At 34.1% G+C, this 23,198-nt stretch carries 22 protein-coding genes; 13 read left to right on the top strand and 9 right to left on the bottom strand.

Annotated elements, in window-relative coordinates; all coding sequences use genetic code 11:
- Positions 1–96 precede the first annotated feature (96 nt).
- On the top strand, positions 97–588 hold the full coding sequence (locus B3L86_RS00195) for a metallophosphoesterase family protein (protein ID WP_291113618.1): 492 nt from the start codon (positions 97–99) through the stop codon (positions 586–588).
- Here B3L86_RS00195 and B3L86_RS00190 read toward each other — a convergent pair.
- The 4 genes from B3L86_RS00190 to B3L86_RS00175 form a co-directional block, all read right to left on the bottom strand.
- Positions 578–2,347, bottom strand: a complete 1,770-nt coding sequence (locus B3L86_RS00190) for a tetratricopeptide repeat-containing sensor histidine kinase (RefSeq protein ID WP_291113615.1) — start codon at positions 2,345–2,347, stop codon at positions 578–580. The two genes, B3L86_RS00195 and B3L86_RS00190, sit on opposite strands and share 11 nt — an antisense overlap.
- Positions 2,348–2,352: 5 nt before the next feature.
- Positions 2,353–2,649 carry a hypothetical protein gene (locus B3L86_RS00185; RefSeq protein ID WP_291113613.1) on the bottom strand — a complete coding sequence of 99 codons (297 nt, stop codon included), beginning with the start codon at positions 2,647–2,649 and terminating at the stop codon, positions 2,353–2,355.
- 11 nt (positions 2,650–2,660) lie between these two features.
- Positions 2,661–3,311: a response regulator transcription factor gene (locus B3L86_RS00180; RefSeq protein ID WP_291113610.1), complete on the bottom strand. Its 651-nt coding sequence runs from the start codon at positions 3,309–3,311 to the stop codon at positions 2,661–2,663.
- 340 nt (positions 3,312–3,651) lie between these two features.
- Entirely contained in the window at positions 3,652–4,062 is a 411-nt protein-coding gene (locus B3L86_RS00175; RefSeq protein ID WP_291113607.1) for a DUF4293 family protein, read from the bottom strand.
- 177 nt (positions 4,063–4,239) lie between these two features.
- Between B3L86_RS00175 and rho the strand changes: the two genes are divergently transcribed.
- The 8 genes from rho to yidC all read left to right on the top strand — a co-directional run bounded on the left by rho (position 4,240) and on the right by yidC (position 14,787).
- Positions 4,240–5,934: a transcription termination factor Rho gene (gene rho, locus B3L86_RS00170; protein ID WP_291113606.1), complete on the top strand. Its 1,695-nt coding sequence runs from the start codon at positions 4,240–4,242 to the stop codon at positions 5,932–5,934.
- A gap of 179 nt (positions 5,935–6,113) precedes the next feature.
- A complete protein-coding gene (guaA, locus tag B3L86_RS00165; RefSeq protein ID WP_291113603.1) occupies positions 6,114–7,643 on the top strand; it encodes a glutamine-hydrolyzing GMP synthase in 1,530 nt (509 codons plus the stop codon).
- 77 nt (positions 7,644–7,720) lie between these two features.
- On the top strand, positions 7,721–8,425 hold the full coding sequence (locus B3L86_RS00160; protein ID WP_291113600.1) for a muramidase family protein: 705 nt from the start codon (positions 7,721–7,723) through the stop codon (positions 8,423–8,425).
- A gap of 14 nt (positions 8,426–8,439) precedes the next feature.
- The gene (locus B3L86_RS00155) at positions 8,440–10,338 is read left to right on the top strand and encodes a LysM peptidoglycan-binding domain-containing protein (RefSeq protein ID WP_291113597.1); all 1,899 of its coding nucleotides are present in this window, start codon (positions 8,440–8,442) and stop codon (positions 10,336–10,338) included.
- Complete coding sequence (locus B3L86_RS00150) at positions 10,339–10,740, top strand: OsmC family protein (protein WP_291113594.1); 402 nt, start codon at positions 10,339–10,341, stop codon at positions 10,738–10,740.
- A gap of 35 nt (positions 10,741–10,775) precedes the next feature.
- The gene (locus B3L86_RS00145) at positions 10,776–11,009 is read left to right on the top strand and encodes a DUF3820 family protein (protein WP_291113591.1); all 234 of its coding nucleotides are present in this window, start codon (positions 10,776–10,778) and stop codon (positions 11,007–11,009) included.
- A 225-nt stretch (positions 11,010–11,234) separates the two neighbouring features.
- Positions 11,235–12,848, top strand: coding sequence for a CTP synthase (locus B3L86_RS00140; protein WP_291113588.1), 1,614 nt, complete (start codon positions 11,235–11,237; stop codon positions 12,846–12,848).
- A gap of 40 nt (positions 12,849–12,888) precedes the next feature.
- Positions 12,889–14,787 carry a membrane protein insertase YidC gene (yidC, locus tag B3L86_RS00135; protein ID WP_291113585.1) on the top strand — a complete coding sequence of 633 codons (1,899 nt, stop codon included), beginning with the start codon at positions 12,889–12,891 and terminating at the stop codon, positions 14,785–14,787.
- 62 nt (positions 14,788–14,849) lie between these two features.
- Here the strand turns inward: yidC and B3L86_RS00130 are convergent, their stop codons facing one another.
- The 4 genes from B3L86_RS00130 to B3L86_RS00115 form a co-directional block, all read right to left on the bottom strand.
- Complete coding sequence (locus B3L86_RS00130; protein ID WP_291113582.1) at positions 14,850–15,836, bottom strand: fasciclin domain-containing protein; 987 nt, start codon at positions 15,834–15,836, stop codon at positions 14,850–14,852.
- 205 nt (positions 15,837–16,041) lie between these two features.
- Positions 16,042–16,998, bottom strand: coding sequence for an alpha/beta hydrolase (locus B3L86_RS00125; protein ID WP_291113639.1), 957 nt, complete (start codon positions 16,996–16,998; stop codon positions 16,042–16,044).
- Positions 16,999–17,019: 21 nt separating this feature from the next.
- Positions 17,020–17,232 carry a hypothetical protein gene (locus tag B3L86_RS00120; protein ID WP_291113579.1) on the bottom strand — a complete coding sequence of 71 codons (213 nt, stop codon included), beginning with the start codon at positions 17,230–17,232 and terminating at the stop codon, positions 17,020–17,022.
- A complete protein-coding gene (locus B3L86_RS00115) occupies positions 17,195–17,332 on the bottom strand; it encodes a hypothetical protein (RefSeq protein WP_291113576.1) in 138 nt (45 codons plus the stop codon). The genes B3L86_RS00120 and B3L86_RS00115 overlap by 38 nt, the downstream gene beginning before the upstream one ends.
- A gap of 124 nt (positions 17,333–17,456) precedes the next feature.
- Between B3L86_RS00115 and B3L86_RS00110 the strand changes: the two genes are divergently transcribed.
- Genes B3L86_RS00110 through B3L86_RS00095 form a run of 4 tightly spaced genes read left to right on the top strand, consistent with a single transcriptional unit; the run spans position 17,457 to position 22,033 of the window.
- Positions 17,457–18,215 carry a toxin-antitoxin system YwqK family antitoxin gene (locus tag B3L86_RS00110; protein WP_291113573.1) on the top strand — a complete coding sequence of 253 codons (759 nt, stop codon included), beginning with the start codon at positions 17,457–17,459 and terminating at the stop codon, positions 18,213–18,215.
- Between the two features lie 44 nt (positions 18,216–18,259).
- Entirely contained in the window at positions 18,260–19,447 is a 1,188-nt protein-coding gene (gene mnmA / locus B3L86_RS00105; RefSeq protein ID WP_414655112.1) for a tRNA 2-thiouridine(34) synthase MnmA, read from the top strand.
- 24 nt (positions 19,448–19,471) lie between these two features.
- A complete protein-coding gene (locus B3L86_RS00100) occupies positions 19,472–21,085 on the top strand; it encodes a S8 family serine peptidase (RefSeq protein WP_291113570.1) in 1,614 nt (537 codons plus the stop codon).
- 3 nt (positions 21,086–21,088) lie between these two features.
- Positions 21,089–22,033, top strand: coding sequence for an NAD(P)H-dependent flavin oxidoreductase (locus tag B3L86_RS00095; RefSeq protein ID WP_291113568.1), 945 nt, complete (start codon positions 21,089–21,091; stop codon positions 22,031–22,033).
- On the opposite strand, the gene B3L86_RS00090 is transcribed toward B3L86_RS00095, so the two are convergent.
- Positions 22,023–23,162, bottom strand: a complete 1,140-nt coding sequence (locus B3L86_RS00090) for a glycosyltransferase (RefSeq protein ID WP_291113565.1) — start codon at positions 23,160–23,162, stop codon at positions 22,023–22,025. The two genes, B3L86_RS00095 and B3L86_RS00090, sit on opposite strands and share 11 nt — an antisense overlap.
- Between the last annotated feature and the right edge of the window lie 36 nt (positions 23,163–23,198).

The raw sequence follows: 23,198 nt of genomic DNA, 5'->3' as shown, positions 1-23,198 counted from the left end.
CGGAAATGAAGAATTTACTAGATGGCATGACTATAATTTTGCGTTAAACTTTTTAACTGTTTTGAAATGGTTTATTTTTGTGAAAAATTAGTCATTTTGAAAAAGATTCTTTTGTTGTCTGATACCCATAGTTACATTGATGATGCCATGATTAAACACATCAATTGGGCAGATGAGGTTTGGCATGCCGGAGATATTGGTGATTTACGGGTTACGGATACTATAAAAGCAATAAAACCCTTGCGTGCTGTTTATGGGAACATTGACAACAAGGAAGCCAGAATGGAATTTCCATTGCACAACCGATTTTTATGTGAAGAAGTGGCGGTTTGGATTACCCATATTGGCGGTTATCCGGGAAGGTATAATCCTTCGGTATTGAAGGAGTTACAAATGAATCCGCCAAAACTATTTATTTGTGGGCATTCCCATATTTTGAAAGTGCAGTTTGATTCCAAACACAATTTATTACATATGAATCCGGGAGCAGTGGGAACACATGGTTTTCACACAGTTCGAACCATGTTGCGATTTGTGATTGAAAAAGAAGCGATAAAAAATTTAGAAATAATAGAAATTAAACGGTAGTACTTGAAGGAATCGGCACTTTTATGTCAACAGTTGTTCCTTCATTGTTTTTTGAAGTGATTTGAATTTTACCGTTAAGACCTTTAATCCGTGCTTTTATTTGTGTTAAACCATACCCATCAGTACCACTAGATTTTGTTGTATCAAAACCCCTTCCGTTGTCTTTTACATTAACATGCAATTGATTGTTGTTTTCATCCAAAGTTAAGTTGACTTCTGAAGCTTTACTATGTTTTATGGTGTTGTTTAATAATTCAGTTACAATAAAATATATTTTAATTTCAAAATCAGTGTTGTATTTTTTTTGAGTAGAAAGTTGTGTTATCAAATGAAATTGAATAGCAGAGTTAGAATTTTTTTCACATAAATCTTGTAAAGCATATACGATTCCTAGTTTGGCTAATACAGGTGGAACAAGTTCATGAGACAAATCCCGAACCCTATCGTGAGCATCTTTTAAAAGGGAGCGAGCTTTCCGGATTTCTTCAGCCGGTTCACCCTCTTTATTAGCGATATAAGCAGACAAATGCAGTCCTGCAGAAGAGAGTAAAGCACTGATATTGTCATGAAGTGTGTCCGCTAATTTCTTGCGTTCCAACTCTTGACCGTCAATAGAAGCATTGATAATGTTTTCTTGAATCTCACTATCAATTTCTCTTATTTTGTTGCGTTGTTTGAGCTGTAGATTTTGATAAAAAAAGTAGAATAAAACACAACTAAAGGCAAAAAGTGAGGCAAAAACTATAATAATTTTTTTGTTTCTCAATTGCTTTTCTTGCATGTTTTTGCTGATTTGATCAAATTCATTTTCAATTTTTTCAATTTGATACCGAGTTTCAACTTTTTTAATAGCATCATTAATGTTGGTATTAATTACTTTATCTTTCAATTCGTAAGCAATGCTCATATAAACATTGGCTTGTTGGTAATCTTTTAAATTTTCATAAGCATAAGATAAATTGAGGTAAACATCCACTAATTCGTTGTCTGTCATCTCGTTTTCAAACTTATCTAATGTTTCATGGTAGTAGGAAGCACCGTGTTTGAAATCTTCTTTGTGAACCATATAATAATAACCCAAATTGCTCAAGGCAGAAATTTTCATTTCAATAGAATTACTTTTCAAAGAAGTTGAATAGCAAGAATCTAAATATTTTTTGGCCTTTTCATATTCATTTTTCTTTGAGTAATATACAAAATGATTATTATAACTAGAAGCTAAACCAGCATTGCTTTGATGTATTTTGTCCAATGCAAATTTCTTTTTCATGTAATAGTAAGAACTATCAAGATTGTTGTGAACATGTAATCGAAACAAATTCTGATATGCATTTTTTAAGGGAATCGTGTCATTGATTTCTCTTGCCAATTTCATGCCTTTGTGATAACTTTTTAGGGACATAGTGGTGTCTCTAACTATAGAATATTTTTTACCAAGCTCAATATACAAATCTGAAATCGGAATTGTAGCCTTGTTTTTTTCTATGTGAATAATAGCATCATAAATTATTTGAATGGCTTTATCATTTTCATTAAGCTTAGTGAAAATGTTTGATTTTTTGATACTTATATCTTTAAGTTTTTTAAATTGTTTAGATTTTATGTAGTGGTCTGTCTTTATTTTTGCATAGTTAAGACCTTTGATTAATTCATTTTGCTCTATATAGAAGTCAACAGAATCTTTAGATGCATTTTGTGCATGAGCAAAAAAGCAACCAAGAAAAAGCAATAAAACAAAAAATACATATCGAACTATCATATTAATTAACAGTCTGTAGCAATACGAAATACCGGCTTAATTTTCCGAGATGCTAAATTGGTTTGATATTCTTGTTGATCAAAACTGATGCTAATATTGTCACCGTAGGCTTTGGTATCAAAAACATGAGTAACATAACTTGACGAAGGAATAGTTGCCGGAGGTGTCAATGTTACAATTACATCATAGTTTCCTTTAGAGTCATCTTGTAAATAAAAGTCACAGTTGTCAGGTATATCGAAAGTTACCTTATACTCTTCAATTGAGATTCTGTCAATGTTGATTTTGTCTACTAGTTCCATTTGTATAATTTTTAAGGGTTTATTAAATTGTTTTTCAGAGCATATTTCACCAAGCCAATAGTGTTTTTAACGTTGAGTTTTTTGATTAAGTTTTTACGATGGGTTTCAACTGTGCTAGGACTAATAAAAAGCTCTTCGCCAATCTCTTTGCCACTGTATTCCAGAGAAATCAGTTTCAAAATTTCAATTTCCCGATTAGTTAATGGTACCCCTAACATAGAATTTGAATCCCCATTGTTAGTAACAGAGTTTATGATTTTATCTCTGATGTTTTGAGAATAATAAGGAGTTCCATTTGCTACAGTAGTTATGGCTTCTATGATATTTTCGCCAGCACACTCTTTTGAGAGATAGCCACTAGCTCCAAGTTTAATGACCTCCTTAACGAGTTTATAATCATCATAACTTGACAAGACGATGACCTTACAACAATAACCTTTGACAGAAAATTCTTTTAAAACTTCAATACCGTCACGAATGGGCATGTTGATATCCATTATTAAAATATCAGCTTTTACAGCACATACTTTTTCTATAATATTTTCTCCATTTAAAGCGTGACCAACTACTTCAAATAGTGCATTAGTTTTTAAAACGGCCAACATACCATCAATCAACACTTGATGGTCGTCTGCTAAATAAATTTTTATTTTGGGTTCCATAATTGTTTTAACATTTCAAATGTAAAGAAATAAATACAAATTGTAAAATATTAGTAGAAATAGTTTAAATTAACCCGTTGGGTGTAATTAAATTTTGGAAATAAATTTGCCACTAATTCACTAATTTTTTATAATAATTATTCGATTTATTTCGAATTTTCATCGAAGATGAACAAATTATTGCGTTTGATTAATTTATAATTCGAGAATTCGTGGTAAAAAAACAAAATAATCTTGAATTAAATAATTACACCCAACGGGTTAAATTATAAAAATAACAAAAAAACCCGAACCATTGGTTCGGGTTTTTTACGCACTATAATAAACTAAGTTTATAGGTTTATCGAATTCTGTTCGAAGATTTTACGAGCTTTTCATCCTTTTTAATAGCATTGTTGGACAATGCCAGTACTACGATAGAAAGAACAGGAAGACCTAACCCAATACCCTTCTCAGATATATCAATATCTCCGGATACATTTAACGAATAGAACAACAATAATCCTAATAAAATTAAATTTAATACTATATTTAATAAGCAAAGAATCGATTGAATTTGTCTTTTCTTATATAAATTGATGGCAATAACTGACAAAACAGCACTAAATATAAATAATATAGCAATACCTAAAAAACTGTCAAAGTAAATAGGAAACCTATTCGAATCATGCCACAAGGGCAAGAAAAAAGGTAAAATCCCAGCACTGACAATAGCTATAATTAGATAAACTGTTTGGATTCTTTGAAACATTACAAATTATTAAAGCACAAAAATAATTTTTCTTTTTAAATTGAACTATTGTTTAGTAAAAAAAAATGTTGTACTATTGCCTTGTATTTCCGAATGCCCCTAAACCTTCGGCATATTTCATTATAATTACACTTCACATTTTACCGAAAAAATTAATTTAAATTTTAAAAAACATACATGTTTCAAATTTCTGCTTTAAAAGAAATGAAGCTTGCTGAGCTTCAAGAAATAGCCAAAATTGCCAATATCAAGTTTAACGGTGTCAAAAAAGACGAATTAATAAAAAATATTGTTAGCAAACAGGAAGCTGCTGTGTCTCTTGAAGAAGCTACTCCTGAAGAAACTCCTTCTGAAGACCTCTCAAAACTAAAATCAAAACGCAATAGAATTGTTCCCAATAAGGAGGTAAAAGCACCCGATGAAAAGGGAAGAAGTCTTGCGGAGAACAAGGAAGAGCCAACTAGCCTCCAAGAGACTAAACCTGAAGAAGCTATTCAACCCGTTGAAAAAAGAATAAAACCAAAATTTGAAAAACGAAAATTGGAACCTTCTCAAGAAACTTTATTTCAGGAAACGCCTCTAGCCGATCAACCAACAGAAACACTTGTTGATTCAACGGAGCCGGTTCAAACTTCAGAAAATGCTCCTGCCAAAAATCAGAACCCACAACAGTTTCAGAAAAATCCAAACAGTAACGGAAACCACCACCCCAATCAAAAAAATAAAAAACCCAATTATAGAGACGCCGACTATGAATTTGACGGCATTATTGAAAGTGAAGGTGTTTTAGAAATGATGCCTGATGGTTATGGTTTTTTGCGTTCCTCAGATTATAATTATTTAGCATCGCCGGATGATATCTATTTGTCCACTTCTCAAATCCGTTTATTCGGATTGAAAACCGGAGATACTGTAAAAGGCGTAGTTAGACCTCCAAAAGAAGGGGAGAAATTTTTTCCGCTGGTAAAAGTTTTAAAAATAAACGGACACGATCCTCAGGTAGTTCGTGATCGAATTTCTTTTGAACATTTGACTCCGGTTTTTCCGGATGAAAAATTCAAATTAGCAGAAAAGCAAGCTACCATCTCAACCCGAATTATTGATTTGTTTTCTCCTATTGGAAAAGGACAACGCGGAATGATTGTAGCTCAGCCAAAGACCGGTAAAACGATGTTGTTGAAAGATATTGCGAATACCATTGCAGCCAATCATCCTGAAGTCTATTTGATTGTTTTACTGATTGATGAACGTCCGGAAGAGGTTACTGATATGCAACGAAATGTAAGAGGCGAAGTGATTGCTTCCACCTTTGATGAGCCGGCTGACCGACACGTGAAAGTGGCAAACATTGTACTTGAAAAAGCAAAACGTTTGGTGGAATGCGGACATGATGTAGTGATTTTATTAGATTCGATTACGCGTTTAGCCAGAGCCTACAATACCGTTCAACCAGCATCAGGTAAAGTATTGAGTGGTGGTGTTGATGCCAACGCACTACAAAAACCAAAACGTTTCTTTGGTGCGGCTCGAAATATCGAGAATGGTGGTTCGTTGAGTATCATTGCAACAGCCCTAACCGAAACCGGTTCGAAAATGGATGAGGTTATCTTTGAAGAATTTAAAGGTACCGGTAATATGGAGTTGCAGTTGGATCGTAAAATTTCTAACAAACGAATATTCCCTGCTATCGATTTAACTTCATCGAGTACCCGTAGAGATGATTTACTTTTAGATAGCAACACGATACATAGAATGTGGATCATGCGAAAATATTTAGCCGATATGAATCCCGTAGAAGCGATGGATTTTATTAACGATCGCTTTAAGAAAACCAGAAATAATGAAGAATTTTTAATCTCCATGAACGATTAATAAAAAAGTCCCTTAGTTGGGACTTTTTTTATGGATTTACTATACCAAAACAGAAACTTCAAAAAGGTTTTTAAGAAAAAGCAGGTTTGCTTGAAGATAATGGAATTGCTAAAATGCCACTTTCAAAATATTTCATCACAAGCTATTTTTTGTTCTCAAGATATTGACTATTTTTGCCCATGCAACACAATGTACTTATTTTAGATTTCGGTTCGCAATACACACAACTTATTGCGAGAAGAGTGCGGGAATTAAATATTTTCTGCGAAATTTTTCCTTACAACAATATTCCATCTGATTTGTCATCGTTTAAAGCCACAATTCTTTCAGGAAGTCCTTTTTCTGTTAGAGCTGATGATGCTCCACATCCTGATTTGTCGCAAATTAGAGGTAAAATGCCGCTATTAGCGGTTTGTTACGGTGCTCAATATTTGGCTCATTTTGATGGCGGTGAAGTAGCTCCTTCCAATACCAGAGAATATGGTAGAGCCAATTTGAGTTTTGTAAAAGATGACGAACATTTCTTTGATGAGGTAGCCTTAAACAGTCAAGTTTGGATGAGTCATAGTGATACCATCAAAAAACTTCCAACAAATGGCGTTTTATTGGCGAGTACAAAAGACGTTGAAAATGCCGCTTACCGAATTGAAGGTGAGAATACCTATGCCATACAATTTCATCCCGAAGTCTATCATTCAATAGACGGAAAGCAGATTTTGGAAAACTTTTTGGTGAAAATTGCTGAAGTGCCTCAAAATTTTACGCCCAATGCTTTTGTTGAAGAAATTGTAACTGAATTAAAAGAAAAATTACAAAATGATAGAGTGGTTTTAGGATTATCGGGAGGGGTAGATTCAACAGTTGCTGCTGTTTTATTGAATAAAGCCATAGGTCCTAATTTGTACTGTATTTTTGTGAATAACGGATTGCTTCGCAAAAACGAATTTCAAAATGTATTAGATCAATACAAAGGAATGGGATTAAATGTTAAAGGAGTTGATGCAGCAGATCGTTTTTTAGATCAGTTGGAAAACATTGAAGAACCTGAAGCCAAGCGTAAAGCTATCGGTAGGGTGTTTATTGAAGTATTTGATGATGAAGCCCATCAAATTGAAGACGTAAAATGGTTGGCTCAAGGCACAATTTATCCGGATGTTATTGAATCGATTTCGGTAAAAGGACCTTCAGCAACAATAAAATCACACCATAACGTTGGCGGATTACCTGATTTTATGAAACTTAAAATTGTTGAACCGCTCAGAATGTTGTTCAAAGATGAAGTGCGTCGTGTTGGAAAAACTTTAGGAATAGATGATGAATTGTTGGGGAGACATCCATTCCCGGGACCTGGTTTATCCATCCGCATTTTAGGTGCCATTACAAAAGAAAAAGTTCGTATATTGCAAGAAGTTGATGCTATTTTTATTGAAGGTTTGAAGTCGCACGGATTGTATGACCAAGTATGGCAAGCTGGAGCTATTTTACTGCCTGTCAATAGTGTAGGAGTGATGGGGGATGAGCGTACCTATGAAAAAGTAGTTGCCCTAAGAGCCGTAGAATCAACCGATGGAATGACCGCAGATTGGGTACATTTACCGTACTCATTTTTGATGACCATTTCAAACGAAATTATAAATAAAGTAAGAGGAGTAAATCGCGTGGTTTATGATATTAGTTCAAAGCCACCCGCAACTATAGAATGGGAGTAAAACTAGTTTAGACGCTACTAAATTTTAGTTGTATTCCTTATATTTAAGTTTTTACCATTAAATTTTGTAGGGTTGTTATGAAACAGTTTTTATTTTTCTTGGTTTTAAGTGTTCAGGTATCCTTCAGTCAAGCAACGCCGGAGAATGGTGCTTTGTCTTCTATTCTTCATGTTGTTACGAGCGGTGAAACAATACTCAAAATTGCCACTGATTATTCGGTAGACCCGTCTGAAATTTATCGTGAAAATCGGTATGCAATAGATGGTATTTCAGCAGGGATGGAGTTGAAATTTTTAGGTTATAAAAAAATGAAAACTCCTAAAAATTCGATTGTTATATCCGAACCTATTGCAATTGCAGGACCTTTTGAAACTAAAACACCAGTTAGTCCTGAAAAGGAAGTTAAGATAATCACTACTTCTGTTCCTGAAATTCGTTCTGCAGCAATCTATCATAAAGTAAAGACAGGTGAAACCTTGTACGGACTTTCAAAAAAATATGAAGTGACAATAGCAGCTCTTCAGCAAAATAATTCAGAGCTTTTAAAAAAGGGATTACAAATAGGTCAAATCATTACCATACCTTCAAATGGCACAGTTATTGAAAAATCATTTGAAGTGCCAAAAAATGCCTTGATAAAACATACTGTACAGCCCAAAGAAACGTTATATGGTTTGTCTAAAAGATATGGTGTAACCGTTGACGAGATTCAATCATTAAATGAAAAAACGTTGCGTAATGGTTTACAAATTGGTCAAGTTATTTTAATTCAAACCCATTGATTCAAGCTCCTTTTATGAATAAAATAGTTTACATTAGTTTTTTACTTTTCTTCTGTTTAAGTAGTGCACAACCCAGTGATATAAAAAAACACACAGTAGCAAAAGGCGAGACTGTTGCTCAAATTGCACAGTTATATAAAGTAACTCCTTTTGATATTTATCAATTAAATCCGGATGCCAAACTAGGTATAAAGGAAAATACAATTTTACTTATTCCAAAAGCTACCGGTGTACCACCAAAAGTGCATGAAGTAAAACCGGGAGATACTTTTTACAGTATTGCTAAAAAATATAATTTGACTAACGAACAACTTGAAAAAGCCAATCCGTCAGTTGATAAATTTAATTTAATCATCGGGCAACAACTGCAGCTTACTTCAAATGGCGTTGCATCAAATGACAATACTAAAACAAACGGAACAAAAACCTTTCATCAGGTACAACCTAAAGAAACGTTTTATAGCATTGCACGACTTTATGACATGAGTGTTTCTGAATTAGAACAACTCAATCCTGACGTGGTTGCTAATTTACCCATTGGTCATCAATTGGTGATAAAAAAGAAAACGAACGATAAAAGAGTAACTGAAAGTAATCCCAATAATAAAGTAGTTGTATTAGAAACCACTTCAACTGACTACAAAACGTATGTAGTGAAACCCAAAGAAACGCTTTTCGGAATTTCAAAAGAATTTGGTTTAAGTCAGGTGGAATTAAAAAAATTAAATCCGGAATTAGAAAATGGAGTGCAAGAAGGAATGACGTTACGTTTACCAAAAACAGAGATAAAAACGAATCCAATTCCTGCAACAAAAACAACCTACAGCGATTTATCAAAATCGGTACGAACTAAAGAAACCAAAGAAATCGTTTTTTTATTACCATTTAATGTGTCTAGTATTGCTTCTGATACTACACTATCTATGCAAGCTCGTTTAAAAAGAGATAGCTTTTTAAACATGACGTTGGATTTTTATTCCGGGGCATTAATGGCTATTGATTCTGCCAGACGTTTAGGGATGCCATTAAAAATAAAATTTTTAGATTCAAAAGAAACACGAAACAATTCCAATGTTGTAGGATTGGTGAATTCAGAAAATTTAAAAAATGCAGATGTTGTTATAGGGCCATTTTATCCGCAATATGTTGAAAAAGTAGCTCAATTATTAAACGAATCAAAAGTACCGGTAATTTCTCCTTTACGAGAAACTTCAAAATCTTATGACAATTTGTTTCAATCCATGCCTTCAGGTGATTTTGTAAAAAACAGTATGTTGCAGTATTTGTACGAAAAAAAGGGAAATATTATTGCATTAATAGATAACAAAAGAAACGCCACTCGTAAATTATTAGAAACGGAACACAAATCAATTTATATGGCACCTCTAAATGAAAAAGGTGGTTTTATGAGTGACAGTATCATGCCAAGATTACAAAAAAATAAAATTAATTATTTTGTTTTAGATACGGGTAGTACCGGAACGATTTTTTCCGCTTTGAATCAATGCAATGCTGCAAGAAATAGTGGTTTTAAAGTAGAATTAGTGGTGTTAGAAATAAACGATACTTTTGAAACAGATGAAATTTTTCCACGATTAATTAAACAAAAAATTATATTTCCATCACTAACAAAGTTTCAGGATTCTCCAGAATTTACTGTTTTTTCAAACGCTTATCGTAAAAAGAATAATATCTTTCCAAATCAATTTGCCATTCGTGGATTTGATGTAACATTTGATGTGATGCAACGAATTTTATTATATGAAGGTTTTGAAAATTCTATTCAAAACATTGCAACGGTGCAAATAGAAAACAAATTTGACTACTTTGTCAGAAATGATTCCGGTTATTCTAACAAAGGAATTTTTATCATGCAATATCAAGAAGATTATTCCATAATTGAACTAGACTAAATGACATCAAGAGTAATTTATAATGGAGATTTAAGAACAACTTCGGTTCATTTGCAATCGGGTACAGAAATTTTGTCTGATGCTCCAAAAGACAATCATGGTAAAGGGGAAGCTTTTTCTCCAACGGATTTAGTAGCCAACTCATTAGCCACTTGTATGTTTTCCATTATGGGAATTAAAGCCAGAGACTTGAATGTAGATTTAAGGGAATCAACGGCAATGGTTACAAAAATTATGCAATCGGAACCCAGAAAAATTGCTCGAATAGAAATTATTTTTGAAATGGTAATTTCAGTAGATGAAAAAACAAAAACAATACTGGAACGTGCGGCACTTACATGCCCCGTTTACTTGAGTTTGCATCCGGATATTGAAAAAATCATTACGTTTCATTGGAAGTAATCTTTACTTAAAAAGCGGTTACGCTTAAAATCTTCATGAATTTTCAACAACAATTACTTATTGAATTGGCTCATACTAAAATGCCTTTTGGAAAGTATGAAGGTCGCTATTTGATTGATCTTCCCGAATATTATGTAGTTTGGTACTACAGAAAAGGTTTTCCAAAAGGTAAATTAGGAGAACAACTGCAATTGATTTACGAATTAAAAGTAAATGGATTGGAAGAAATAGTTAGAACCATTAAAAAGAAATATCCTAAATCAAAATAATAACTCGACGATTTACAGTGTTTTGTGTGCTGTTTCATTTTAAAAAACGGCTATAAAACCACGATCCTTTTTAAATTACTCCTAAATTTAAAATTGTATTCCATTTACAGTTCAATTTCATTTTCACATTGATTATTTTAATCGTATTTTTGCACCGTTTTGAATTGAAAAACAGAAATTCAATATTGAAACAACAATAACAACTACAACTACAACCACAACACAATGAATCAAACAAAGTATATTTTTGTAACAGGAGGTGTAACTTCTTCTTTAGGAAAAGGAATTATTGCAGCTTCATTAGCAAAACTATTGCAAGCCAGAGGGTATCGAACTACCATTCAAAAATTTGATCCTTATATTAATGTTGACCCGGGAACTCTAAATCCTTATGAGCATGGCGAATGTTATGTTACGGACGATGGTGCCGAAACCGATTTGGATTTAGGTCACTACGAACGATTTCTGAATGTTCCCACTTCTCAAGCAAATAACGTAACAACCGGTAGAGTTTATCTTTCAGTAATAGAAAAAGAACGACGTGGTGAGTTTTTAGGAAAAACAGTTCAAGTGGTTCCACATATTACCAATGAGATTAAAGAACGCATGCAATTGCTCGGAAAGACAGGTGATTTTGATATTGTAATTACAGAAATAGGAGGAACGGTGGGTGATATTGAATCGTTACCCTATATTGAGTCAGTTCGTCAATTGGTTTGGGAATTGGGCGAAAATAATGGAATAGTGATACATCTAACATTAGTTCCTTATTTGGCTGCAGCCGGAGAATTGAAAACAAAACCAACACAACATTCCGTAAAAACATTGATGGAAAGCGGAATTAAAGCGGATATTTTAGTTTGTAGAACCGAGCATGAATTGTCTGACGAGTTACGTCAAAAATTAGCTTTATTTTGCAATGTAAAACGCGAGGCAGTTATTCAATCCATTGATGCAAAAACCATTTATGATGTTCCTAACTTAATGTTGGAAGAAGGATTGGATATTGTTGCTTTAAAAAAATTAGCATTACCTGAAAAAGCGACTCCAAATTTGGAACATTGGAATGACTTTTTACGAAAGTTAAAAAATCCGAAACATACTATTAACATTGGTTTGGTTGGAAAATATGTAGAATTGCAAGATTCTTATAAATCCATTTTAGAAGCTTTTATTCATGCAGGTGCTGCCAACGAAACTAAAGTAAATGTAATAAGCGTTCATTCAGAATATGTTGATGTTAATACTGCAGCAGAAAAATTAAGCGGACTTAATGGTATTTTAGTGGCTCCGGGCTTTGGAGAACGGGGCATCGAAGGAAAAATTGAAACCGTTCGATTTGCAAGAGAAAATAAAATTCCTTTTTTCGGAATTTGTTTAGGAATGCAAATGGCGGTAATTGAATTTTCTAGAACGGTTTTAGGTTTGTCTGATGCCAATTCAACCGAAATGAATCCGGAAACCACAAATCCGGTTATCAGTTTGATGGAAGAACAAAAAAATGTAACGCACAAAGGCGGAACGATGCGATTGGGTGCTTGGAAATGTGATTTAAAACCCAACACTTTGGCTCATGCTATTTACGGTAAAAATGAAATTTCAGAAAGACATCGCCATCGTTACGAATTCAATAGTGCGTATCTTTCACAACTGGAAAATAACGGACTAAAAGCATCAGGAATTAATCCGGATACCGGATTGGTAGAAATTATAGAAATTGCTGACCATCCGTTTTTTATTGGGGTGCAGTACCACCCTGAATATAAAAGTACGGTTGCCAATCCGCATCCAATTTTTGTTAGCTTTGTGGCTGCCGCTGTTCAACATAAAAATCGTTGATTTCAAAACAATTTGAAAGCACTAATTAATTAAATTTTACATGGAAGAAAAAAAATTAGACTTAAACTCCATAATCGGCTTTGGCTTGATATTTATAATCCTGATTTGGGTTATGTACAACAGCCAACAAAAAGAATTAGAAGAACAAATAAAAAAACAGGAAACTGAAAAAGTAGCACCCACTACAACGTCAACTACTGAAGTTCCAAAAAAAGAATCGGTAGCTACAGTTGTTGATTCTACAGTTTCTGATTCTATACAAACCTTAAAATTGCAAAGCAGTTTGGGTTCGTTTGCTTACTCAGCGGCGTTACCTACTGCTACTGAAGCAGCGTTTACTGTTTTAGAAAATGATTTAGTTCGTTTAAAAATTGCCAACAAAGGAGGTTATATTGTTGAAGCAGAGATGAAGAAATTTGAGCAATTTCACAAAGGATCGGCTCAAAATGTTCAAATCATCAAGGAAAATAACGCCAGTTTTTCTATTGAATTAAAAACGTCAGATAACAGAACGCTTCAAACAAAAGACCTATTCTTTGAACCAAAGTTGACCGAAGAAAATGGCAATCAGATTTTGAGTTTAAAGTTGAAAGCTTCTCCTACTCAGTTTTTAGAATACCGTTATGTGTTGAAACCAAACGACTATATGTTGGATTTTGGAATTCGCTCACAAGGGTTAGATAACATCATCAATACTTCAAATCCGCTCAACTTGGACTGGCAATTGAAAGCGTTCAGAAATGAAAAAAGTGTAGTCTATGAAAACCGTTACACAGAATTGATTTTTGAATATGAAGGAGGAAAAGACGATTTTTTAGGACAAGGTAAATCGACTTCAGATGAGGTTAAAAATGTTACCTATGTTGCATTTAAACAACATTTCTTTTCTTCGATTTTATTGACAGACACTCCTTTTGAAAAAGCTATTGTGACATCAGAAAACTTGGTTGATGATGATAAAGTAGATACTGTTTTTACTAAAAATTTTAAAGCAAGTTTACCATTAGCCTTTAAAAACGGTGAATTGAACCATGCTATGAATTGGTATTATGGTCCAACAGATTATCATATTCTTAAAGAATACGACCGTAATTTAGATGAGGTAGTTCCTTTAGGGTGGGGGATTTTCGGATGGATAAACCGCTATGTTTTTATACCAACTTTTGATTTATTAGTGGGCTTTTTCCCGTATGGAATTGCCATTATAATTTTGACTATTTTAGTTAGAATTGCAATGTCTCCGGTAACGTATAAATCCTATTTGTCGCAAGCAAAAATGAAGGTATTGCGTCCTGAGATTATGGAGTTGGGAACCAAATTTGCGAAAGATCCAATGAAAAAGCAACAAGAAACGATGAAGTTATACAGCAAAGCCGGAGTTAACCCTATGGCGGGTTGTGTACCAGCCTTGTTGCAAATTCCAGTGTTTTATGCGTTGTTTAGTTTCTTTCCTTCTGCAATAGAATTGAGACAGAAAAATTTCCTTTGGGCAGATGATTTGTCCTCTTTTGACTCCATTTTACAATTGCCTTTTTCTATACTAATTTATGGAAATCACGTGAGCTTGTTCCCAATTTTGGCTTCTATTGCAATTTTCTTTTATATGAAAATGACAACAGGTGATCAGGCTATGAGTGCACCACCACAAGAAGGAATGCCGGATATGGGTAAAATCATGAAGATTATGATTTATATTTCGCCTATCATGATGTTGTTTTTCTTTAACAACTTTGCTTCGGGATTGAGTTTGTATTATTTTGTATCCAATACCATTACGATTGGAATCATGTTAGTAATCAAGAATTTCATTATTGATGAGAAAAAGATTCATGCTAAGATTCAAGAAAATAAAACAAAGCCAAAAACCATGAATCGTTTCCAACGCAAAATGCAGGAAATGATGGAAGAAGCTGAAAAGCAAAAGAATTTAAAGAAGTAAAATAGGTCTATTCATAAAAAAGCCACGCAATTTGCGTGGCTTTTTGGTTAACTAAACTAGTATTATAAAGTAGGTAAAAGCACTCTATCTAAAACATGAATTACACCATTTGCTGCCTGAACATCAACAGCTATTATATTGGTGTTCCTGTTATTTTCATCTGTTATAACTGTACCAGTTATACTAAAAGTACCAGTTTCAAGTGTTGTAATAGGAGTTGCAGGAATTTGAGTAGATAATACATTTGCTCCACCAACAACATGATATAGCAAAGCACTTGTTAATTGTGCTTCTGTTAAACCAGCGATACCCGTTGGTGCAAGCTCCGTGTTAAGTGCTGTAAAAGCATCGTTTGTTGGAGCAAATACAGTAAAAGGAGGATTAATTCCGTCTGTATTTCCGGTATTTGTACGATTAAGTATAGAAACAAAATCGGTACCCGGAGTTAAAGTCGTAAGAGCTGTAGCAAGAGTTGAAAAGTTTGGATCCGCTGTTGCGAAAGTAACTACTGTTGGTAAACCAATAACAGCATCAACAACGTGTACAATACCGTTTGAAGCAAGAATGTTGGCACTATTTAAAACCACATTAGATTGATTGTTTAAACGAATTCCGGTTGAACTTGCTGCAACATACATGCTCAAAGTGTTTGTTGATGATGCCGAACCTTTTCCTAAAGTTTTCACATATCCGGTGTTGATTTGTGATGATTGTAAAGTTCCGGAAACAACATGATTTAATAAAACTTCTTTTAGTAATGCCGTTGGTACAGCATCTAAATTTGCAAATCCATTAGCACTTAAAAAGCTTGTAAATGCAGCGTTTGTCGGAGCAAAAACGGTATAATTTCCGGGACTGTCTAACACACCTGCTAAATCAGCTTTTACTAAGGCTTGAACTAAAATAGATAAGTTATCATTATCACTTGCAATTCCGGCAATAGTGTCTAATTGAGGTGTACCTGTTTCATCGTCACTGCTGCAAGAAAATAATCCTAATGAAATAAATGTTGTTAAAGCAAAAATTTTAATGTTTTTTAAATTTTTCATAGTTATTGTTTTTTTATGATTGTTTAGACAAATTTATGAAAAAAAATACAATATTGTTCAACAAAATTAGTGTAATCATAAACAAAAGTTTGTTCTCCTATAAAAAAATAATACGCTAATGCCTTTGATATTGAGCATTAACGTGTTTTTATGATAAGTTATAAATTGTTTAACTTTAACAAAAATTTAATAAACAATAATCTGTTTATTGTTTGAAAATTTTAAAAATTGTACCGTTATGTTTTAAAAAATCTATTCCTGAGGCTAAAGAATTATTAATATCATGAATTCCATTTGATAACGTTATTTTTCCAACATTTTGTCCTGTAATTGATACTATTGAAAAACTAGTTTCTGAATCCATACCTTCCACTAACAATTGAGAATTTGCAAGTTGATATACGGCTGGTTTTGTCATGATAATATCATTTTCTGACAGAGGTGTATTTAAAAACAACCATTGATAAGCTGCTGCAAATTCACCTTTCCAATAGTTTTCAGTATGTGTACCATACGAATCAATTTTAGTGAAAGCCTCAGTGTTTGGTAAACCTTTTGCAATTAAATTATTTCTAACTGTGTTTAGATTGGTAACCATTGTTGTAGATTCATTTTGACCGGCCACAAAATACATTCTGTTATTGCTTAGCACGGTTGAAGTGGCGTTCACATAAATATTTAAATCGCTCAAAGCAAACCAATAGGCGGGACTAAATGAACCTACTTTTTTAAAATGCATACTATGTTCCACTGCACCATAAGTGGCAATTAAAGCTCCCATGGAACTCCCAATCAACGCATTGAATTCCGATTCTGGTTTTGTTCTGAAATTTAAATCAATATACGGTTTCAAAGTTTGAGCGATAAAATTCATATAAGCGGCACCTTCGCCACCGCAATATTGCGTGTTAACCCAAGGTGAATATTCATTCAATCGATGCACACCGCCGTTGTCAATTCCAACAACAATGGCTCCATAATCTCCTTGAGCATGAAGTGCATTCAAAGTTTCATCAATCTGCCACTCTCCGGCAAAAGAAGTAGTATTGTCAAATAAATTCTGACCATCTTTCATATATAAAACCGGATATGTTTTGGTTGTGGTATGATAATCGGGTGGCAAATACAACCAAATTCTTCTGTTTCTGTTTAATTGCGGAATAAAGAAAGACGGACTTAAAATTTATACATTCGCCGCTGCGGTACTTTTGGAACCACTTCCTGAAATATCTTCCCAAGATTGAATGGTTAAATTGATGGTTTGCGGTGAACCGGTAAAAGTAAAAGAACGGTTTGGCAAATAGCCACCGGAAGCATTACCTTCAACTGTGGGCCAACTACCCCGAGTAAATTTATATTCAACCGTTTGTTGTCCCTGCAAAATAAATGGGAGCACCCACCGGAGTGTTTGCCGGAATAGAGGTGACACGCAACGTAACTTGACTTACAGCAAGGAGTGGTAATAACAGCAGCAAAAAGAAGTAATTTTTTCTCATAAATAATTGTTTATTTTTGTACTCGAAATCGAGTTTATCAAATTTAGTTGATTTGTTTGTAAAAATAAGGCTTGCAATACTAAATAGTCCAATTTATAGTTTAAGTAATACTAATTTTAAAAGTATGTTTCAAAAAAAGTTTTTACCGTTATTAATACTTTGTTTTTTGACTGTAACACAATTATTTTCTCAATCGGAACCCAATCAATTGAATGCAAAAGGGCAGAAGCACGGTCTTTGGAAAGGGTATTATGACGATACCAAAAATTTAAAATATGAAGGAACCTTTGAAAATGGTAAAGAGGTTGGTGTTTTTACTTTTTATGACAACACAAAAACAAAACGAGTGGTTGCAACCCGTGAGTTTGATGCAAAAGATAATTCGGCCTACACCATTTTTTATAAAGGTAAATTTAAAGTAAGCGAAGGCAAAGTAGTTAATAAGTTGTATGAAGGAGAGTGGAAATACTACCACTTAGACATGGATCAAATCATGACTTTAGAAAATTATAAAAATGGAAAATTAGACGGCGTTCGAAAAGTGTTTTATAAAAGTGGAGAACTAGCAGAAGAAACCAATTATAAAGAAGGCAAAAGAGAAGGGTCTTATAAAAAGTATGCTGAAAACGGCATTGTAATGGAAGAATTAAATTATAAGAACGACCTCTTTCACGGTCCGGCAATTTATAAAGAAACTGATGGGACAATAAGTATCACCGGTCAATATAAAAACGGATTGTCTGTTGGCGAGTGGAAGTATTATGAAAAAGGTAAATTGGTAAGAACAGAAAAAAAGGAGTTATTTCGAACCAAACGACCAAAAGAAGCCGCTAACCCCGACCCGACAGCCACTAAAAGAAAAGTTAAAGAGCGAAAACTATAAGCAATATATGTGGTATTTTTGCAGTCAAATTGGAATTTAAGGTAATGAAAAGAGTAGTAGTAGGACTTTCGGGAGGTGTAGATTCAAGCGTAGCCGCTTATTTATTAAAAGAACAAGGTTATGAAGTAATTGGGCTGTTTATGAAAAACTGGCACGATGATTCTGTAACTATTTCTGATGAATGTCCGTGGTTAGAAGATTCTAATGATGCACTTTTAGTAGCTGAAAAATTAGGTATTCCATTTCAAACAGTCGATTTAAGCGAACAATATAAAGAACGTATTGTGGATTATATGTTCAACGAATACAAAAACGGTCGAACCCCCAATCCGGATGTGTTGTGCAATCGCGAAATCAAGTTTGATGTATTTATGAAAATTGCGTTGAGTTTGGGAGCTGATTATGTAGCTACCGGACATTATTGCAGAAAAGGAACTCTAGAAAAAGACGGAAAAGAAATCTATCAATTATTAGCAGGTGTTGACGGCAATAAAGATCAATCCTATTTTTTATGTCAGCTTTCTCAAGAGCAGTTGGCCAAATCATTATTCCCTATTGGGGAATTGACCAAACCACAAGTTAGAGAAATTGCCGCTCAAATGGACTTGGTAACCGCAGAAAAGAAAGATTCTCAAGGTTTGTGTTTCATTGGGAAAGTACGCTTACCTGAATTTTTACAACAACAATTACAACCCAAAGAAGGAATTATTATTGAAATCGCAGCAAATGATTCTATTTATAGTTTGCCAAAACCAAAATTCGAATTAAAAGAAGACCAACTGGAATTTGAAGCTCAACCTTTAAGTTATACTTCCTCCATGGGAAAAATAGTAGGCAAACATCAAGGAGCTCATTATTTTACCATCGGTCAACGCAAAGGCTTGAATGTTGGCGGCACCAAAGAGGGTTTGTTTATTATTGCAACAGATGTTGAAAACAATATAATTTACACCGGTCAGGGTGCTTCACATCCCGGTTTGTTTAGAAAAGTGTTGAAAGTTTTGTCTCATGAAGTGCATTGGATTCGCGAAGATTTACGCTTGAAAACCAATGATACCATGAAAGTTATGGCTCGCATTCGCTACCGACAACCGCTTCAAAATGCCACTTTACATCAAACAAAAGACGGTTTGTATGTTGTATTTGACGAACCTCAATCAGCCATAACGCCGGGTCAGTTTGTATCTTGGCATTTGGGTGAAGAATTGTTAGGTTCCGGAGTAATTTCGTAACTTAGCTTTCAAAAAATTGAAAGTATGAGAAAATCAATACTGTTTTTCTTTTTAATAAGTATATCGTTTGGTTTTTCACAAGAAGACGCATGGGTTTATTTTTCAAACAAACCTGATGCAGTTTATTATTTATCCAATCCTTTAGAAATGCTTTCTCAAAGAGCGTTAGACCGACGTTCGGCTCAGTCTATTGCTTTGGACAATTTGGATGTTCCTATTCATCAACCTTATGTGACTCAAGTGGCATCAAATAATGGAGTTACCGTTTTGGCACAATCCAAATGGCTCAATGCGGTTCATGTTCGTGGAAGTCAACAAGCTATTCAATTTTTAGATACTATTTCTTTTGTAACACAAATTCAATTTGCCAATGCGGCATTGAATACAAACACTTCCGGACGATTTCAACAAATGGCTTCTGTAGAAAAAAACTTGGAAACGCAAGTTACGTACCAATATGGGAATTCTTCCAATCAAGTAACTATGATGAATGGCCATTTGTTACATCAAAATGATTTTACAGGAACCGGAAAAATCATTGCTGTAATGGATAATGGTTTTACAGGAGTGAATACAACGGCACCTTTTCAACGCTTGTTTGATAATAATCTATTGTTGGGTGGCTATAATTTTGTGTTGCGAAATGATGCCATATATAGTGGTGGTTCACACGGAACTTTAGTGTTATCCAACATGGGAGCTTTTGTGGAAAACCAATTAATTGGAAGTGCTCCCGATGCAAAATACTATTTGTTTGTCACAGAATCTAATACTTATGAAAATCCATTAGAAGAATCGCTGTGGGTTGAGGCAGCCGAATTAGCCGATAGTTTTGGCGTTGATATTATCAATACTTCGTTGGGTTATTCCACTTTTGATAATCCGGCTTATAATTATAATTATGCTGCGATGAACGGAACCACAACTTTCATTGCTCGAGGAGCTGCAATTGCTTTTACCCGTGGGATGATTTGTGTGACTTCCGCCGGAAATTCAGGAAATAGTGCTTGGCAATACATTACTACTCCCGGCGATGCTTTGAATACTTTGACCGTTGGAGCTGTTAATTCTGAAGGTAATTATGCCTCATTTAGTTCTATTGGTCCTTCAGCGGATAACAGAATAAAACCCGATGTTGTAGCCCAAGGAGTTGGAGCCATAGTTGCTACATCAACCGGAACAATCGGAGGAGCTAACGGCACGTCATTTTCAAGTCCGATAACGGCAGGTTTAGTGGCTTGTTTGTGGCAAAGTTTGCCCAATCTTACCAATGCAGAAATTCTTCAATTAATTAGAGAATCTGCTTCGATTTATACCACTCCAACAGCACAATTGGGTTATGGTATTCCTAATTTTTATGCAGCTTATCAAAACGGTTTGTTGCTTTCAACAGAAACCATTTCCTCCAATGTGTTTACGATATATCCAAATCCATTTGAAAATGAAATAACAATCGCGTTTTCAAATGAGTTTGAAAGCGGTAATTTTATACTTTACAACGCAACAGGACGAGTGGTTCAACAACAAACTATTCAGGCCAATCAGACACTTTCGTTATCACAGTTACAATCGGGATTGTATTTTTATTCGTTTCAAACTCCATCAGAACATAGAAAAGGCAAACTCATTAAAAAATAATTCATGAACAGAATTACCCAACTCTTCAACATTCAATATCCCATTATTCAAGGCGGCATGATTTGGAACAGTGGCTACAAATTGGCCAGTGCAGTTAGCAATGCAGGCGGTTTAGGACTTATTGGAGCCGGTTCCATGTATCCTGAAGTTTTACGGGAACACATTCAAAAATGTAAAAAAGCAACAGATAAGCCTTTTGGTGTAAACGTTCCTATGTTGTATCCCAATTTAGAGGAAATCATGCAAATCATTGTGGAAGAAGGTGTGAAGATTGTTTTTACTTCTGCAGGAAATCCAAAGACCTGGACGGCATTTTTAAAAGAAAAGGGGATAACCGTAGTTCATGTTGTCAGCAGTTCAAAGTTTGCGTTAAAAGCACAAGAAGCCGGCGTTGATGCAGTAGTAGCTGAAGGATTTGAAGCCGGAGGTCATAACGGAAGAGAAGAAACCACAACATTTACTTTAATTCCTATGGTTCGGGAGAGTATCACTATTCCATTAATTGCAGCAGGTGGAATTGCCAACGGAAAGGGCATGTTGGCCGCCATGATTTTAGGAGCAGATGGTATTCAAATGGGCAGTCGTTTTGCAGCTTCTGTTGAAAGTTCAGCTCATGATAATTTTAAGCAAACGATTTTGGATGTAAAAGAAGGCGATACGCAAGTGACTTTAAAAGAATTAGCCCCCGTTCGGTTGGTTAAAAATAAGTTCTATAACGATGTTCAAGAATTGTATGCTACATGTCCCACTACAGATCAATTAAAAGAATTATTGGGTCGGGCTAGAGCAAAACGAGGGATGTTTGAAGGAGATTTAATTGAAGGCGAATTAGAGATTGGTCAAATTGCGGGATTAATTCACGAAATCAAACCTGTACAAGAAATTATAGCTGAAATTATTACCGATTTTGAAACTTCAAAAAAAGAAATTTCAAACCTTAATTTTTAGTCCAAACGTCAACATATTTTTGTGCAATGGTCACATAATGATGTTCCTTTTCTATAAAAGTTCGGGCTCGTTTGCTCATATTGACAATTTCATCCGGATTTTCAATTAAAAAAGATAATTCCTGAACTATAGATTCCACATCAGGCAATGCATTTACACAAACTCTCTCGGTTAACTGATAATGCTCCATAAATTCTTTTTCGGCACCGGTAAAAACCACTTTTCCTTTTGCCATAGCTTCAAGAGCGTTGTAGCCTTGGTCATAAGCGTAGACCATATCCAAAACAATATGACACTTGTTGTTAGCATTTATATATTCTTTGTAGGGAAGATTTGTTGTTATAATGATTTCAACTTTTGAAGGGTATTTTTTCTTGATGATTTCAAGAGCTTTTTCAAAATAAACCACACCCTTTTGAGTAGCATTCCATGTGTTTATACCTAAAAAAATGCATATTTTATCTTTTATTTGAATATCATGAAATTCAAATTTATTTAAGTTTATAGGATTAGGTATCAACCCTAAAAATTTAGGGTTTCCTAAAAGAGGCAATACATAATCAATATCAGATGCAATGATTCCTTTTGTTTTTTGATACACAAAAGCACTCAGCTTTTGATGAGATGGTTTTAGATAATCAAAAATATATCGGTATTCATTTTTTAAATTTGGATTTTCAAAATAAGGATTCAGAATCGAATAATTAAGGTTTTTTTTTAGTAGAAATTCCACATTTTTATTATCAATTCCGCTCGAGAGCAAAAACATTTTAGGGTTTTGTTGTAGTAATTTTTCAAGCAAAAACAATTCAAATTTTGAAGTTGTTTTAATGGGTGCTTCGTTGATGAATTGTACAATATCGTAGTTCTTAAAGTGTTTTAAATACATCCAAAATCGTAATCCTCTTTCGGTTTTAGCAAAATCGAACCTAAATAATCTAAAAATAATTTGACGTATTTTATTAATTACTTTAGTTTGACTCCAAAAGGCTTCTGTATTAAAATCGACGAGATATTTTTTAAAACCATCGCCATTTCCAACAATTTTCACTTCATAGCCAAGTTCTACCAACCCTTCTTTTAATGAATTATGCAAACGGCTGTATTCTCCCACTAACAATATTCTCATAAATTCATTTATATTTGTTTACGAAAATAGCAATTC

It is taken from the genome of Flavobacterium sp. UBA6135, from assembly GCF_002428305.1.
Taxonomy (GTDB): Bacteria; Bacteroidota; Bacteroidia; order Flavobacteriales; family Flavobacteriaceae; genus Flavobacterium.
Note: the sequence above shows the minus strand (reverse complement) of the source record. Positions and strands in the feature narration are given on the sequence as shown.

Coding starts and splice junctions, on each gene's coding strand:
- B3L86_RS00190 (WP_291113615.1), bottom strand. CDS start 2,347: ATGATAGTTCGATATGTATTTTTTGTTTTATTGCTTTTTCTTGGTTGC.
- B3L86_RS00185 (WP_291113613.1), bottom strand. CDS start 2,649: ATGGAACTAGTAGACAAAATCAACATTGACAGAATCTCAATTGAAGAG.
- B3L86_RS00180 (WP_291113610.1), bottom strand. CDS start 3,311: ATGGAACCCAAAATAAAAATTTATTTAGCAGACGACCATCAAGTGTTG.
- B3L86_RS00175 (WP_291113607.1), bottom strand. CDS start 4,062: ATGTTTCAAAGAATCCAAACAGTTTATCTAATTATAGCTATTGTCAGT.
- rho (WP_291113606.1), top strand. CDS start 4,240: ATGTTTCAAATTTCTGCTTTAAAAGAAATGAAGCTTGCTGAGCTTCAA.
- guaA (WP_291113603.1), top strand. CDS start 6,114: ATGCAACACAATGTACTTATTTTAGATTTCGGTTCGCAATACACACAA.
- B3L86_RS00160 (WP_291113600.1), top strand. CDS start 7,721: ATGAAACAGTTTTTATTTTTCTTGGTTTTAAGTGTTCAGGTATCCTTC.
- B3L86_RS00155 (WP_291113597.1), top strand. CDS start 8,440: ATGAATAAAATAGTTTACATTAGTTTTTTACTTTTCTTCTGTTTAAGT.
- B3L86_RS00150 (WP_291113594.1), top strand. CDS start 10,339: ATGACATCAAGAGTAATTTATAATGGAGATTTAAGAACAACTTCGGTT.
- B3L86_RS00145 (WP_291113591.1), top strand. CDS start 10,776: ATGAATTTTCAACAACAATTACTTATTGAATTGGCTCATACTAAAATG.
- B3L86_RS00140 (WP_291113588.1), top strand. CDS start 11,235: ATGAATCAAACAAAGTATATTTTTGTAACAGGAGGTGTAACTTCTTCT.
- yidC (WP_291113585.1), top strand. CDS start 12,889: ATGGAAGAAAAAAAATTAGACTTAAACTCCATAATCGGCTTTGGCTTG.
- B3L86_RS00130 (WP_291113582.1), bottom strand. CDS start 15,836: ATGAAAAATTTAAAAAACATTAAAATTTTTGCTTTAACAACATTTATT.
- B3L86_RS00115 (WP_291113576.1), bottom strand. CDS start 17,332: ATGAGAAAAAATTACTTCTTTTTGCTGCTGTTATTACCACTCCTTGCT.
- B3L86_RS00110 (WP_291113573.1), top strand. CDS start 17,457: ATGTTTCAAAAAAAGTTTTTACCGTTATTAATACTTTGTTTTTTGACT.
- mnmA (WP_414655112.1), top strand. CDS start 18,260: ATGAAAAGAGTAGTAGTAGGACTTTCGGGAGGTGTAGATTCAAGCGTA.
- B3L86_RS00100 (WP_291113570.1), top strand. CDS start 19,472: ATGAGAAAATCAATACTGTTTTTCTTTTTAATAAGTATATCGTTTGGT.
- B3L86_RS00095 (WP_291113568.1), top strand. CDS start 21,089: ATGAACAGAATTACCCAACTCTTCAACATTCAATATCCCATTATTCAA.
- B3L86_RS00090 (WP_291113565.1), bottom strand. CDS start 23,162: ATGAGAATATTGTTAGTGGGAGAATACAGCCGTTTGCATAATTCATTA.